This is a genomic window from Paenibacillus sp. FSL P4-0184, from assembly GCF_038004625.1.
Taxonomy (GTDB): Bacteria; Bacillota; Bacilli; order Paenibacillales; family Paenibacillaceae; genus Paenibacillus_AQ.
Window position 1 is genome coordinate 544131 of record NZ_JBBORN010000001.1, and the last position, 14721, is coordinate 558851.

At 42.1% G+C, this 14721-nt stretch carries 15 protein-coding genes; 6 read left to right on the forward strand and 9 right to left on the reverse strand.

The genetic code is table 11. The annotated features are described in order from the left end of the window. Window positions 1-690 precede the first annotated feature (690 nt). Window positions 691-1392, reverse strand: coding sequence for an RNA polymerase sporulation sigma factor SigK (sigK, locus tag MKY52_RS02205; RefSeq protein ID WP_042125228.1), 702 nt, complete (start codon window positions 1390-1392; stop codon window positions 691-693). Between the two features lie 481 nt (window positions 1393-1873). On the opposite strand from sigK, the gene nrdI reads away from it, so the two are divergent. The 3 genes from nrdI to nrdF are packed head-to-tail and all read left to right on the forward strand — an operon-like array spanning window position 1874 to window position 5303. After that, window positions 1874-2233 carry a class Ib ribonucleoside-diphosphate reductase assembly flavoprotein NrdI gene (gene nrdI / locus MKY52_RS02210; RefSeq protein WP_042185827.1) on the forward strand — a complete coding sequence of 120 codons (360 nt, stop codon included), beginning with the start codon at window positions 1874-1876 and terminating at the stop codon, window positions 2231-2233. Then, entirely contained in the window at window positions 2220-4304 is a 2085-nt protein-coding gene (nrdE, locus tag MKY52_RS02215; protein WP_341049587.1) for a class 1b ribonucleoside-diphosphate reductase subunit alpha, read from the forward strand. The genes nrdI and nrdE overlap by 14 nt, the downstream gene beginning before the upstream one ends. A 39-nt stretch (window positions 4305-4343) precedes the next feature. Beyond that, window positions 4344-5303 carry a class 1b ribonucleoside-diphosphate reductase subunit beta gene (gene nrdF, locus MKY52_RS02220; protein WP_341049589.1) on the forward strand — a complete coding sequence of 320 codons (960 nt, stop codon included), beginning with the start codon at window positions 4344-4346 and terminating at the stop codon, window positions 5301-5303. Between the two features lie 64 nt (window positions 5304-5367). Here nrdF and MKY52_RS02225 read toward each other — a convergent pair whose 3' ends face one another. The 5 genes from MKY52_RS02225 to MKY52_RS02245 all read right to left on the reverse strand — a co-directional run bounded on the left by MKY52_RS02225 (window position 5368) and on the right by MKY52_RS02245 (window position 10241). Continuing rightward, window positions 5368-5727: a hypothetical protein gene (locus tag MKY52_RS02225; protein ID WP_042185820.1), complete on the reverse strand. Its 360-nt coding sequence runs from the start codon at window positions 5725-5727 to the stop codon at window positions 5368-5370. A 466-nt stretch (window positions 5728-6193) separates the two neighbouring features. Next, entirely contained in the window at window positions 6194-6967 is a 774-nt protein-coding gene (locus tag MKY52_RS02230) for an SDR family NAD(P)-dependent oxidoreductase (RefSeq protein WP_283910738.1), read from the reverse strand. Window positions 6968-7270: 303 nt separating this feature from the next. Continuing rightward, on the reverse strand, window positions 7271-7501 hold the full coding sequence (locus MKY52_RS02235) for a hypothetical protein (protein WP_341049590.1): 231 nt from the start codon (window positions 7499-7501) through the stop codon (window positions 7271-7273). Between the two features lie 5 nt (window positions 7502-7506). After that, a complete protein-coding gene (locus MKY52_RS02240) occupies window positions 7507-8730 on the reverse strand; it encodes a Ger(x)C family spore germination protein (protein WP_341049591.1) in 1224 nt (407 codons plus the stop codon). Continuing rightward, window positions 8727-10241 carry a spore germination protein gene (locus MKY52_RS02245; RefSeq protein WP_341049593.1) on the reverse strand — a complete coding sequence of 505 codons (1515 nt, stop codon included), beginning with the start codon at window positions 10239-10241 and terminating at the stop codon, window positions 8727-8729. The genes MKY52_RS02240 and MKY52_RS02245 overlap by 4 nt, the downstream gene beginning before the upstream one ends. Before the next feature lie 144 nt (window positions 10242-10385). On the opposite strand from MKY52_RS02245, the gene MKY52_RS02250 reads away from it, so the two are divergent. Beyond that, a complete protein-coding gene (locus tag MKY52_RS02250; protein ID WP_341049595.1) occupies window positions 10386-11489 on the forward strand; it encodes a GerAB/ArcD/ProY family transporter in 1104 nt (367 codons plus the stop codon). A 78-nt stretch (window positions 11490-11567) separates the two neighbouring features. On the opposite strand, the gene MKY52_RS02255 is transcribed toward MKY52_RS02250, so the two are convergent. After that, on the reverse strand, window positions 11568-11981 hold the full coding sequence (locus MKY52_RS02255) for a zinc ribbon domain-containing protein (protein WP_042185810.1): 414 nt from the start codon (window positions 11979-11981) through the stop codon (window positions 11568-11570). 287 nt (window positions 11982-12268) lie between these two features. Here MKY52_RS02255 and MKY52_RS02260 point away from each other — a divergent pair, with 287 nt between their 5' ends. Further along, window positions 12269-12487, forward strand: a complete 219-nt coding sequence (locus tag MKY52_RS02260; RefSeq protein ID WP_042185808.1) for a PspC domain-containing protein — start codon at window positions 12269-12271, stop codon at window positions 12485-12487. Between the two features lie 47 nt (window positions 12488-12534). Continuing rightward, on the forward strand, window positions 12535-13218 hold the full coding sequence (locus MKY52_RS02265; protein ID WP_339269525.1) for a PspA/IM30 family protein: 684 nt from the start codon (window positions 12535-12537) through the stop codon (window positions 13216-13218). A 36-nt stretch (window positions 13219-13254) separates the two neighbouring features. Here MKY52_RS02265 and MKY52_RS02270 read toward each other — a convergent pair whose 3' ends face one another. Both MKY52_RS02270 and MKY52_RS02275 read right to left on the reverse strand, forming a co-directional pair. Continuing rightward, the gene (locus MKY52_RS02270; RefSeq protein ID WP_341049597.1) at window positions 13255-13959 is read right to left on the reverse strand and encodes a DNA alkylation repair protein; all 705 of its coding nucleotides are present in this window, start codon (window positions 13957-13959) and stop codon (window positions 13255-13257) included. 22 nt (window positions 13960-13981) lie between these two features. Beyond that, window positions 13982-14599 carry a DNA-3-methyladenine glycosylase family protein gene (locus MKY52_RS02275; protein WP_341049598.1) on the reverse strand — a complete coding sequence of 206 codons (618 nt, stop codon included), beginning with the start codon at window positions 14597-14599 and terminating at the stop codon, window positions 13982-13984. Window positions 14600-14721: the final 122 nt, after the last annotated feature.

Here is a 14721-nt window from a genome sequence, read left to right on the forward strand (position 1 = left end):
GGTGTACTAAGTATTTTTAACATGTTAACTACCCTCTCTAATACGAAAAGGGCGATAACTTACTTATTCATATTCAAGCTTTTAATTCAAGGCTTATTTCAGATTTGACTTTATTCGATTTTTCAAATGACCTATAACAATCTGATTAGGTTCAGATGGATCATTTTTTTTGTTAACGGCTTTATGAATTGAATCTATTTCTTTAGCAAAATTGTAAGCATTGGCCCCCCCCAACTTCTCTTTAATGTTTTTTGATTAGAATTTTCGTAGCCTCATCTTTCTCACAGTAAATCCAGACATCATTTAAAATATTCTTCTTAACACCACTTTATCTTTATTTCTCTACTTTTTTCTTGGATTTTCAATAGCTGATTTAAAACAAAAATACGTTGAACAATATCTTCAGCTATATAAAATTGTCTCTTGTAATAATTTATTTGTGTCTGATATGGACCTTGATATATCTCATTATTTTCATATACATGTAACAGTTGAACATGGAGGTCATAAATTTCTTTGTATCTCATTGTAGCACTCCTCTAATAGCTAGAAAGTTATTAAACCTCTTGTTCTTATGTACTATATAAGTACTTTCCTAATATGATAATGAAAAAGCAACTTTCCCGTAGAAAAGTTGCTTTCAAAACATCAAGCTTCTACCGATTTAAGTTAAATTACACTATTTTGAACTTACCGCTTCGCCTTATAAAACTCATGATACAGCTTCATGAGCGCTCTCTTCTCAATCCGCGACACATAACTCCGCGAGATTCCAAGCTCCTTGGCAATCTCCCGCTGAGTCCGCTCTTCTCCACCCGTATCCAATCCAAACCGCCCAACCACAACTTCCTTTTCACGATCATCCAGAATATCTAGGTTGCGATATATCTTGCTCTTCTCAATCTTCAGATCCACTTCTTTAATGACATCATCAGCCTCGGAGCCAAGGATATCGATAAGTGTTATTTCGTTCCCCTCTTTGTCCGTCCCAATTGGATCGTGAAGGGATACGTCTTTACGTGTTTTCTTGAGCGAACGTAGGTGCATCAGAATTTCGTTTTCAATACAACGGGCAGCAAAAGTAGCCAGTTTTGTCCCTTTGTTCGGGCGATAGCTCTCGATGGCTTTAATCAGGCCGATGGTGCCGATGGAGATTAAATCCTCCATGTCTTCTCCGGTGTTATCGAATTTCTTTACTATATGGGCGACAAGTCTCAAATTGTGCTCGATAAGCAAATTTCGGGCTTTAGCATCCCCTTCAGCCATCATGCCTAAGTATTTGCTTTCCTCCTGCTCCGAGAGCGGCTGTGGAAATGCGTTGTTCCTTACGTAGGATACCAGCAACGTCAGTTCTTTGATTAGCAACGCGATCGTACTTAAGAATCCAGGCAACTTGGCGACACCTCCCGCACTTGTACAATGAAACCGATCTGTTAGCCTTACGGGTTCATGGTCATCTTATTGTATGTGGGTAGATGCCTAGAAGTGCATGTACGGGGGAAATTGTACAAACCCATTGTTAGTCTCTCCGCTTTAGCTTCATTAATGTCCTCATCCATCTGCTCCCAGTTCTGCTCAACGGAGTGACGCTAATTTGTCATGATAAAAAAGATGCAGCAAGGTCCAGCACGAAAAACAGTACAGCTGCCTAAGCAAACCGCTCCAACCTGCGTATTTCCGGGATATTAACACTTTAATAGAGCGTTTACTAGACCAGTTCCCAACTAGTTAGGAAGCACTTTTCATGTTGACTTTTCAACATATAGTGATTAAAATAAACAACGCACACTAAATATAGTATGCATATGATTTTCCAGTATTTATAGCTTATCTATTCTATCTTTACAGTAATATATACAGGGGGAGAGACTCCATGCTAGTCGCATACGATTCAAAAACCGGAAACGTCAAACGCTTCATTGGTAAGCTTAAGCTGCCAGCTGTGCAGATTGAAGAGCATATGACCATTGACGAGCCCTATGTGCTTATTACATATACCACCGGCTTTGGACAGATTCCAGAGAAGGTGTCTACTTTCTTGAAGAACAATTATTCCAATTTGAAAGGCATCGCCGCCAGCGGCAACAAGAACTGGGGCGAGCTGTTCGCGCATAGCGCAGACTTGATTGCAGATCGGTACAATGTACCAGTTATCGGTAAATTTGAGCTATCGGGCACATTTGGTGATGTGGAACGAATTAAACAGGAGGTGAGCCGAGTTGCGGCATATTGAACTAAACAACATGTTGATGAAGAGAGACGAAAGTGGTTTCTTTCAATTGGATAAAGACCTTGAGGCAGTAGCCGAATTTATGCGGGATGTAGAACGACGGAGCCTGGTTTTTGCGAATACAAAAGCCAAGGTTGATTATATGATTGAACAGGATTTCTACGAAAATTTTTACGAACAGTACAGCTTGGCTGAGATTGAAGATGTCTACCAAGTTACCCATTCTTACAACTTCAGCTTTCCATCCTATATGGCTGCTTCGAAGTTCTATACGGATTACGCTGTAAAAAGCAATGACCGCAAGCAATATCTGGAGCATTATCCGGACCGTGTGGCGGCAGTTGCCCTTCACCTAGGACGCGGGAACGCCGCTACTGCCGGCATGCTTGCCCGTTCGATGATGGAGCAGCGTCTGCAGCCAGCGACCCCAACCTTCTTAAACGCCGGCAAGAGCCGTCGCGGTGAGCTTGTCTCCTGCTTCCTTATCGAAATGGACGACTCGCTTAATTCGATCAACTATGTGCTCAATACCTGCATGCAGCTATCGAAGATCGGCGGTGGCGTGGCTGTCAACCTGTCCAAGCTTCGTTCACGCGGAGAGACAATCAAGGGTGTCGAGGATGCGGCTAAGGGCATTATTCCTGTGCTCAAGCTGATGGAAGACGGCTTCTCCTATGCTGACCAGATGGGTCAACGTAAAGGTTCTGGAGCCGCCTACTACAACATTTTTGGATGGGATGTTCTTGAATTTCTTGACAGTAAGAAGATCAACGCCGACGAAAAAACAAGACTCAAGACCCTGTCCATCGGCCTGATCATTCCGAATCGCTTCTATAAGCTGGCGAAGGACAATGAACCGCTCCATGTATTTGCCCCTTACAGTGTGTACAAGGCTTATGGAACGCATCTTGATGACATGGATTTGGATGAAATGTACGATAAGCTGCTAGCCGATCCACGTGTCAAAAAGAGAAGGGCCATGAGCGCACGGGATATGCTGACCAAAATCGCCATGATCCAGCTGGAATCTGGCTATCCATATATTATGAACAAGAGCAACGCCAATGAGGCCCATGCCCTGAAAAACGTTGGACAGATCAAAATGTCCAACCTCTGCACGGAAATCTTCCAGCTGCAGGAGACCTCAGAAATTGCTGATTACGGACAGGAAGATACCATCCGCCGTGATGTAAGCTGCAATCTGGCTTCCTTGAACATTGTCAACGTGATGGAGCATGGCAAAATCCGTGAATCCGTACATGAGGGCATGATCGCCTTGACTGCAGTCAGCGATATGACCAGCATCTCTAATGCCCCAGGCGTAGCCAAAGCTAACAAAGAGATGCACTCCGTCGGTCTCGGCGTCATGAATCTGCACGGCTATCTGGCCAAGAATAAGATCGCTTATGAAAGTGAACAGGCTCGCGATTTTGCCCGGACCTTCTTCATGACCATGAACTACCATTCACTGGAGAAAAGCATGGAGATCGCTGCTGCAACCGGCCGGTCTTTCCATGGATTTGAGGCTTCTGATTATGCTACAGGAGCTTATTTTGAGCGTTACCTGACTACGGATTACCGCCCTGTAACGCCAAGAGTACAAGAGTTGTTCGGAGATATTTTCATCCCATCCCCTACGGATTGGGAACAACTGCAGGATGCAGTAAAAGCAAATGGCCTGTACCATGCTTACCGTTTGGCAATTGCGCCGACAGCCAGCATTTCCTATATTCAAAATGCTACTTCAAGCGTTATGCCTATTGTAGAGCAGATTGAGACCCGGACTTATGCCAATTCAACGACTTACTATCCGATGCCGTACCTGCGTCCAGACAATGTATTTTTCTATAAATCGGCTTACCAAATGGATCAGTTCAAGGTGATCGATTTGATCGCGGAAATTCAGCCCCACATCGATCAGGGCATCTCGACCGTTCTGCATGTGAACAGTGATGTCTCCACCAGAGAACTGGCCCGCTCCTATCTGTACGCGGCGCATAAAGGCCTGAAGTCGCTATATTACACCCGGACCAAAAAGCTGTCCGTTGAGGAATGCCTCACCTGCTCGATCTAACTGGAAGGCTATAGCCGCAGAAAAGGAGATTGCCATATTATGACCGCTATCCAAGCCGTTAACTGGAACCGTCCTGACGACGATTTCTCATTGATGTTCTGGAATCAGAACATTATGCAATTCTGGACGGACGATGAAATTCCATTATCCGATGATAAAATGTCCTGGCTCACGCTCAGTGAGCAAGAAAAGGACTCCTATATGAAGGTACTCGGCGGACTCACGCTGCTGGATACGATTCAAGGCGGAGTAGGTATGCCGCAGATTATGGAGCATGTCGAAGGTCTTCAGCGCAAGGCTGTGCTTGGCTTTATGGGCATGATGGAACAGATTCACGCCAAATCGTACAGTAGCATTTTCACCACTTTGTCCTCCACAGAGGAGATTGACAGTGTGTTCCGCTGGGTTGAAGAGAACCCTTATCTGCAGTTCAAGGCAGAAACCATATCACAATATTACAAAAATATAGATTCACCCAAAGATCTGTACCTTGCCATGGCAGCCTCAGTGCTGCTCGAGAGCTACTTGTTCTACAGTGGCTTCTTCTACCCGCTTTATCTAGCTGGCCAAGGCAAAATGACATGCAGCGGTGAGATCATCGACCTTATTCTGCGGGATGAGAGCATCCATGGCGTATATGTCGGTGTACTGGCGCAGGAGATCTTTGACGGGCTACCAGATGACGAGCAGCGCGAGCTACACCAGAAGCTGGTAGACCTCCTTAGACTGCTCCATGAGAATGAAGAACGTTATACCGAGCAGATCTACGCTCCCATCGGACTGGTGGACGAGGTCAAGACCTTCCTTAGATACAATGCTAACAAAGCCATGATGAATCTGGGCCATGATCCGCTATTCGACGAGGAAGAGATCAACCCGATTGTTCAGAATGGCATCAGTACCCACACCAAGCAGCATGATTTCTTCTCGAAAAAAGGTAACGGATACGTCCGTGCGCTTAACGTGGAGCCGCTGAAAGATGAAGATTTTCAATTTTAAATATAGATAAAGCAAAAAAGTGCGGAGAAAATTCTCCGCACTTTTTGCTAACTGTAAGATTAGATTATTGCAAGCTTTTCAGGTATGTTCTAGCTTCTTCGTAGGTATCGTAAGCATCTGCAAAATCTCTACCAAAAATACGTTTCAATTGCATCTTCCAAATTGGGTTTTTAGTTACATAAGCCCATCCTGCTTGACCAGCTTCACTCGCCATCGCACCAGTAGGGGCTAGCATAGCTGCAACCTCAGGAGTAAGTACACTTTTAGAATCAGTTACATCAGTTGTTCCTGTAAATTTAGGTTTAACAAGCTTCATGATATTTTCAAAATCTTTCAGGTATCCTGGAACATCTTCAGCTGAAAAATCAATAGATACTACATCGATATGGTTCTCATTTTGGTTGTACTTAATTGTGTATGACATAATTATTTTTCCTCCAAGTTTTAACGTTATTTTTTTAATAATAGAGATGAAATGTATGTAACTTCACAGACAAAAAATACCCGCCCCATGTTTTTTCAGGGCGACGACATCTACTTCCTGTATCGTTTTTATAACAACACCCTTTCTAGAATAATAACTAATACATATTACCTATATTATTATCGACAAATTTCTTTTTTTATTTATATTAAAATACAAATTTCTACAAATTCCAACATATTCATGGTCATATTTTCCTTAATTCGTTCATTATTGTGTATCTACTGTCTCTTGCAACCATTCAATTTGCCAACATACGAAGAATCTGTTTTTTAGACAACTAAAAAAGACTCTGCGTGCGACTTCCGATTCCAATCCAGTCATCCTTCAGGTTGTTGGAATCAGAATACGCCGCAAAGCCTCTAATAGTATATTTTAGTAGTTATATAAGTAAATCAATCCGTGATTACTTTGTTGCGGAATAGCCCCCGTCAATCACATGTGCTGTACCTGTAATAAATGAAGCCTCATCACTTAGTAGGAAGCATGCAAACGCAGCTACTTCCTCAGGCGTACCATATCTACCCAGAGCCGTTCCAGAAGCGATAAGAGATTGAAGCATCTCTACATCATCAGACAACAGCTTTTCATATCTGTTCATAGTTGGTGTAGGGATAGGTCCTGGGCAAAGGGCATTTACTCTAATGTTACGGTGACCCACTTCTTTGGCAACCGATTTAGTCATCCCCACAATAGCATGTTTGCTTGCTGAATAAGCTGCATCATTGGCCATCCCGATAAAAATACCATGCAAAGAGGAGCAGTTTAGAACGGAAGCTCCAGATTTCATATGAGGTAATGTATAATGCAACATGTAGAATTGGCTAGTGAGATTTGTCTGAATCACTTTTTGAAACAACAACGGATCATAGTCTATAACATCCGTATTGTCTCCTGTAATTGCTGAGTTATTATATAGGCAATCAATTTTTCCATAAGCTGCTAATGTTTGATCTACGATATTTTTGCAGTCTGCTTCGAGAGAAACATCTGACCGAACAAACATCGCTTCCCCACCTAGAGCCTTAATTTCCTCAACTGTGTTAGCGCCGGCATCTGATCGATTGGCAACTACTACAGTACCGCCCTCTCTTGCTACTCTTAAGGCTGTAGCTTTTCCGATTCCGGTACCTGCACCTGTAATAATAACTACTTTGTTCTCAAATCTGTTGCTACTCATATGCGCACCACTTTCTTATGTCTTTTTCAGGAGGAGGATTCGAACCTCATAGACCCTAATATCGCCTGATGCAATATGGATTGGAACATTTTTGCAGAAAAATCGACAAAATTATCCTCTATATGACAACTTTATTGTATTTAATTGTATATAGCAATGAATATTTTAATCTGCTTTTACAACAATTGAGAATTTGGTTTTGATCGTCATAAAAAAAACCCCCCTTAGAATTTCATCAGATAAACCAGAAGTTTTATCCGATGCTTATTCTAAGGGGTTTGATCATTTGTAAATCCGTCGTTGTCAATGAAACCATACTCCAAATAAATTATTTATTGGCTTATAGATAAGAATAATCAGAAACAGAGGACTCGGGATGTTCAATTTTAACAACGTACATACGGTCGCGCCAAGTCCCAAGATCCAAAATATAAAATATACGCTAAGATCACGTACTCGGCGCTTTCGCATTAATATAGGCAAATCAAGTGCCATACAACCTACAGCAAGCACCAACAAAAACAATAACACCATTTGACTCACTCCTTGATTTTTTCAAGAAAAGAATTATCAGTTAAACCTACGCGATTAATTACTACTGAGGCACTGTAATGGATGGGTAATGATTTAAGGTAATTGTCGCCTTTTTTTTGCTGCAGCTTTGCCCAAGCTTTAGGATTGGCATGGTAGATCGATTGTCCAAATCCCATAATATCAATATTGAAGCGTTCATTTACTTGCTCCACTGTGTTTTGCATCCGCTCTATAATCCGTTCCTCTGTTTCCTTTTCCAAACGTTTGATAGTGCTTTCCAATTCCAAATTCTCTGCACTTTGCACTTCTTCAATATTACAAAGCGTCTTAACACTAAGGTAAATATGTGGCTCCCCATCAATAATTTTTACTTTGCGTTTGGTTGAAGCCTGGAGCGCTTCGATAACAATGGGCTTTCCGTCTTCCCCTGCTATCGGACCAGAATGTGAGGTTACCTTATCGTTGATATAATTGTAACCAATCGTTTCTTTCTCGTTTAGCCAACCGATCAGTTTGTCTTTTTTGAACACAGCTACTGTATGGTATTCCAATCTCGCCTTAGGCATAGTTCGCTCTACATTGCTTTTATCTTCCCCCTCTTTGGGATCCCCCATGACTTCCACTCCGGTCAACACAGGATTATCACCTTGCGACAATAAATTTTCAATAAAATCATCCAGCGTGACAGCGACTGTTTTTGCTGAATCTTTATAAGAATTATCAAGGGAACTAAATAATTTATTCGCTGGTATTTTATCCATAGGTGTAAGGACATTCAAGACATCGCTGGCGGTTGTATTTCTGGCAACCATAACGTAGAAATCCATACGGGGTTCCCGACTTCTTTTAAATACATCCAATATCTCGCCCACTCCTGAGCGGGCAAGTTCCTCCCCAATAACCAACACCCTGATATGACCGAGATAACTCGTCCTAGAGCTATCCAGATTCAACTTACGCTGTGCATCATAAAACGTAGGTACCGTAAATTTATAAACAACCACCGGGACACCATTTCCTCCCCCACCTCCACTCGCTTGCGAGGAAATCGCAGATGGAATAACGACCTGCATCGAAACTGTATAGCCAATTTCAGCCTTGTCGATCCCAATCCCCAGGACAAAGGCTACCTCATTCAGCTCCTTTCTTTCCCAACAGCCACTTAGCAACACCGTAAATTGAAGAGCTAACATCAATCGGAGAACGCCTCTAACTATTTTCTTATTCATTTTATTGATTCCTCATCACTGGATGTACTTTGACGAAACAGGTCCTGCGTCTTATTCTCAGCAGGTCTTGTCTTTAAAAAAGGCCACGGAAAGCGAAAAATAGAGTCTTTTAAATCTTTCGAATTATAAGGTCCGAGTGGACTCATATAAGGCATTCCGAAAGAACGTAAACTCGACAAATGCAGTACGATGATAAAAATACCGAATAGAATTCCATATAAGCCGATAAAACCGGCCAAAGCTATAAGCAAAAAGCGTATCATCCGCGCAGCTATGGACATTCCTGACTCCGGAATAACAAAACTAGAAATGGCTGTAAGCGATACAATAATGACCATTGCAGATGAAATAAAACCCGCTGCAACCGCTGCTTGCCCAATTACCAATGTTCCGACAATGGATATCGCCTGTCCGATATTTTTGGGTATCCGCACCCCGGCCTCCCGCAAAATCTCATAAGTCATTTCCATGATTAGTGCCTCGACAAAAGCAGGAAAAGGAACACTCTCCCGCTGGGCGGCTAAACTAATTACAAGGTTGGTCGGTATCATCTCCTGATGATAAGTAGTAATTGCAACATACATTGAAGGTGCAAGCAAAGTAATAAAAAACGAAATAAAACGTACTAATCTTAGCAATGTTCCAATATCGGCCCTTTGGTAATAATCCTCAGCAGACTGAAAAAATGCCACAAAAAATGTGGGTACCAACAATACAAAAGGTGTTCCATCAACAAGAATGGCCACTTTCCCCTCCAAAATACCTGCTGCAATCGTATCTGGACGATCACTGTTGTATACGGTAGGAAATGGTGTAAATACCGTCTCTTGAATAAATTCTTCAATATATCCACTCTCGAGAATACTGTCCGTATCAATTTTATTCAGACGGCGTTTTACTTCTTGCACCAACTCCTTATTCGCGATGTTGCTTAGATACATAATGGATACGCTGGTTTGAGTTACCCTTCCGATCTGAACGGTTTCCAGCCATAAATGGCTATCTTTTATTTTCCGCCGAACCAGTGCCGTATTCGTCCGTAAATTCTCAGTGAATCCTTCCATTGGACCTCGAACAACCGATTGGGAACTGGGCTCACCTACATTGCGATCTTCCCAGCCTGGTAAGCCGATCCGGAGAGCGGTGGATGTCCCATCGAGCAGCAGCATTACACTACCGGACAGCAATTCGTGTACAAATTGGCTGTAATCAACGATAACGGTTAGATCACCGGCTATTAATATCTGTTTCTTAATAATCTCAATCTTCTGCTCGGGCTCAAGCTTTCCCAGCTGTTCATAAGGAATATGTTCCTGCAAAGAATACAAAATTGAATTATGCAGTACCTGAGTATCCACAAGACCATCTATGTAAATCAAAGAAATATTAGTATTTTCTTCTATCTGCAACTCTTTTATCACTACATCAGAACTTCCGCCCAGCAATCCGTTCAACTGATCAATATTGGTTTTCAATCGGTTTGATAGTGTACCCGTCTCCGAACTTTTCACGATGTAGCCTCCACTTCACTTAGATTAATAAGTATAGTTTGATGTTAATTTTGATAATTATTCCTTTCTGATTAAAATTCGGAATGGCATAATTCTGGTAACTACAACCATACTAAAACTAGTCCAATAAATTTGAGGGGGTATATGCATTTGGAGAAAGATCGAATTAGTACCAATCAAATGATTATACTCGGGCTATTCACATTTATTGGGGATATGGCACTTGTATATCCAGCGTTAATGATATCAGGAGCGAAGCAAGATGCATGGATTGCTGCTTTGATTAGTATTCCCTTGGGCCTAGCGACCATAAAACTGTTGCTCTGTTTAGCAGACATTGAACCAAACAAGAATATTATCGAGCTTAGCCTACAAATTCTAGGAAAATGGGCCGGAACTGCTGTAGCCTTGTTCTATCTAGTGTTCTTCCTGATTGCCGCTTCCACTTACATAAGAGAAATTGAAGATTTCATGTGTACACAGATTTACGAGAAAACACCCGGTGGGGTTATCCGTTTCATGGCCATTTTCCTACTGGTATATGGTGTACGACTGGGTCTGGAAACATTAGGACGGGCAGCTCAGCTTTTTTTCCCTTTGTTTGCAGTTTTTTTGATCGGTCTGCTGCTTCTGCTGACTCCCGATGTCAAAATGGAACGTTTATACCCCATTATGAACACACCAGTACCGGACATGCTCCATACTTTGATGTATGGTGTTTTTTATCCTTTTGGTGAATTATGCGTGTTTCTTATGGTATATCCTTATGCTCAGAAGAATAGCAAAACAAGCCGGGATATTTTCATAGCCCTGATCATCGGGGCTCTGGGACTTAACCTCATCTTATTTTTTTCCCTTACCGTTCTTGGTGTTTACGCTTCTGAACATCAATTTTATGCCGCTTATATTCTTGCTCAAAAAATTAATATTGCTAATTCTCTGCAACGTATTGAAGCGCTTATGGCTACAGCATGGATTATCAGCACGTACTTTAAAACAGCCATTTATTACTATGCTTTAACATTAGGTACAGCCCAATTGTTTAAACTCAAAAGCCACCGTCCTCTGATCCTACCCACTGGATTTTTGTTATTTGGTATGTCACAACTGATTGCCAAAGACATCATTTTTTATGTAAAGGAAATCCCCACCTACTGGGTAGATTGGGATTTCACCTGTGCATTTGTTCTGCCGCTTATGTTGCTAATTGTGTATTATTTAAAAAAACGTTTTGCTGCCAAGGTTTAAACGACTTCTCTCCTAAAAATAAAAAAGGACAGCTATTGAGCTGTCCTTTTGTTCATGAATTTCTTACATGCAGTAGATTTATTCCTTCTTATCCAAAGTAATCGACGATGGTGTTACATCACGAATGGGTTCATTTGACACTTCAAAAGTTGATCCACAACTCGGACAAAAGCGAGCCTCGATTGCCACATTGCCACCGCATGCTTTACACTGCTTCACATCGGACAACCCCGCAATTTGCTGCAGATTGACCTCAATCTCCGATTTCAGTTCAAGAATACGGGAAATATTCTTCTCAATCTGCTCACTCGGCAATGGTCCTGCTCCTTGTGTTACAGCTTCAAACAACAGTTTACCCATTACCTGATACTGCTGGTCAATGTCATTCTGCTTGCTATTGTTCTGTAATTTCAAACGATTGATCTCCACCACTGTCTTTGCTTTATTGCCAGCCTCGCTCACGCCTGCCTTTACCTTGTTAAAAAAGCTCATATTCAGCCCCCTATTCCGTAGTAGTCATATATAAGCATATTTCGACACCACCACAAGTATTCCTCTCTTTATTGTACCTAACTTCAACCGGGATTTGTAGTTCATCCACAATCATGAACTTATTTCCCCCGCCTTCCTGCGGGAACGTACCTCGACTCAGGTCTGGTATATAAAACCGCCTTCAGGCCGTTTTGCCGCATTTAAAAAGGCTATACAATGAGTACATAAGCAAGCGGGTTGCAAGATTTAAACACAATCACCCCCATAAGAGAGGATGACAATAATAAATGAAAAAATTATATCGTTCCAGAAGTGACCAGAAGATTAGTGGTGTATGCGGAGGTCTTGCCAGTTGGTCAGGCATCGATGCCACAATTCTCCGTCTCGTAACTGTTGCCGCAGCACTTTTCAGCTTCGGTACCGTACTTATCTTTTACTTTATCGCCAGCATCATCGTCCCTAAAGAACCTTTTGGCAGCTTTTCGGATGGACATGATTTCTATTAACAAATCGTCATTTAATATCAATCAAACATACTAAGGAGAGATATAACATGAGTTTATTCAAAAGAATTTCCACCCTCACTAAAGCTGCCCTACACGAAGGTCTGAACAAATTAGAAAACCCAGTGCTACTGACGGGTCAGTATCTACGCGATCTTGAGAACGAAATAGCTACGGCAGAACGCAATGAGCGGGATTTAAAGGTTACAGCGAGTGTATTGGAACGCCGCAAGCAAGAATATACTCAGCTGATAGAACAAAGCGAAGCTGAAGCCGTTCAAGCGGTTGAGCAAGGAAATGAAGAAAGAGCACGCCTTGCACTCATGGCCAAGCTGCGGTATACAGAACAGCTGGATGAGAGTATCAATAGTCAGGCACAAACTCAGCAATCCCTGGCAGAGCTGGAGATCAACATCGCTAGAGCTAAAGAAGAGCGAGAACATCTTAAAGCGAAAAGAACTGAACTTATCGCTCGTGCTCAGCAAGCTACAGAAACACTAAGCTCGGCTCCTCATAGCAACAGTGTAAAAGGACCGAATGTGGGTAACGCTTCACGTGGCTTCGAACGAATGGAAGAGAAAATTTTCGAGTGGGAAGCTCTGGCGGAAAACTCCAAGTATAAATCTAACTCAGGTGCAGGCGTAGCTTCGTCCATTGATCCCAACCTTCGTAGTGCTGTTGATGATGAAATTGAACGTATCCGCAACCGGAAAATCAATACCGACAAAAAATAAATATAATAACAGGTCCCTTATTTCTCAGCTACTGAGCTATATAAGGGGCTTGTTTTTTCTATTCCTCTTCATCCCGCGAATCATTTTTTTCGATTCCGGATCTACTCGGTAAGACTCTGTGATTTTCTGCAAAGCCTTGTTATAGGTGAAATCATCTAAAGTGTTAGTTCTCAAATAATCTATCGTAGCCTCAGGCAGCTTCACATAACACATCGATAGCGCCCAAGAAACCGCCATTTTCACATAATACCCCTCATGTCTGACCTTATCGAGTAGTTGTAGAATCCGACTGATGTACGCTTCTTCAATAAAGAAATTAAGCATCATTACTACCGCAAATCGAATCTCATATTCTTTGTCAGATAACAGATACGGCACTATAAAGTCCCACATCTGCTCTTTATTCTTCAAGGTAAACTTCAGCCCCGTGCAAAAGCTATCACATACCGACCAGTTATCGATTTTAGGAATAAAGTCCGCAATATAATGCAGAATTTCTTCAGGATCTGCCTTTACGTAACCAAGTACCATACCTTGCAGCATTACCTCTTCAAAAAAATCAGAGTCGGCGTGCTCCAAATAGGCTCTCCAGTCACCTTTTGCAATGGTTTTGGCAAGTTTACGCAGCTCCGGCAGCCTGACTCCTATCACATTATTGATCGTTGGAAGTAAAGCCGCAGAAAACTTCTGGTAATCCGCATCTGCCAACTCCACTAGCTGTTCCTTTATTGTTTTGTCCACTATAGTGCCCCCTACGTATTAATTATTGAAATGAAATCTCCCATAAATATATGGAAGCTACCGAACCGTGTGGTGAGTACCTTAGACGGTATTGTTCAAATTGCTTTTTGGTAAGCGTATCAAGCCCATACAGCTTCATCATGCCGCGACGAATGGCGATATCTCCCCAACTAACTACATCTGGGCGCTCCATACAATTGATTAGCATCATCTCTGCTGTCCACATACCGATGCCTTTTAACTTCATGAGTCTTTGAATAACCTCTTGATCGGACAATCCATATAATTCCTCCAACTTAAACTCCCCATCAGCAATCAGCTTGGAAATGTCATGAATGCAAACCGCCTTTTTCATCGTCATGCCGCAACCCTGAATCTCATCCGCTGTGTGTATAGCTAGCTGCTGTGGAGTTATTTCTTCGAACTGAGCCTGCATTCTTGTCCAGATAGTTCGAACTGCTTTGACTGATATTAGCTGACCTACTATGGCATAGATAAGCGCGGTGAAAAGATCCGGAATAATCACACGTTCCACTTTCCCCATTCGCACCATCGCCGCACCTAGCACTGGGTCCACACTTCCGAGGTAATCGACTTCTGCTTGCCCATATTCAAAAAATTTAGTGATTACAGCTCCCAAAGTATTTCCTCCCGTATCTGAGCTTAACAATAATATATAACATCTATTTTGCAGTGTACGGATTCTTGAATAGGATAGCAAGATAACGAAACTTGAAAAAGCCACAACATTTCTACTCGGGT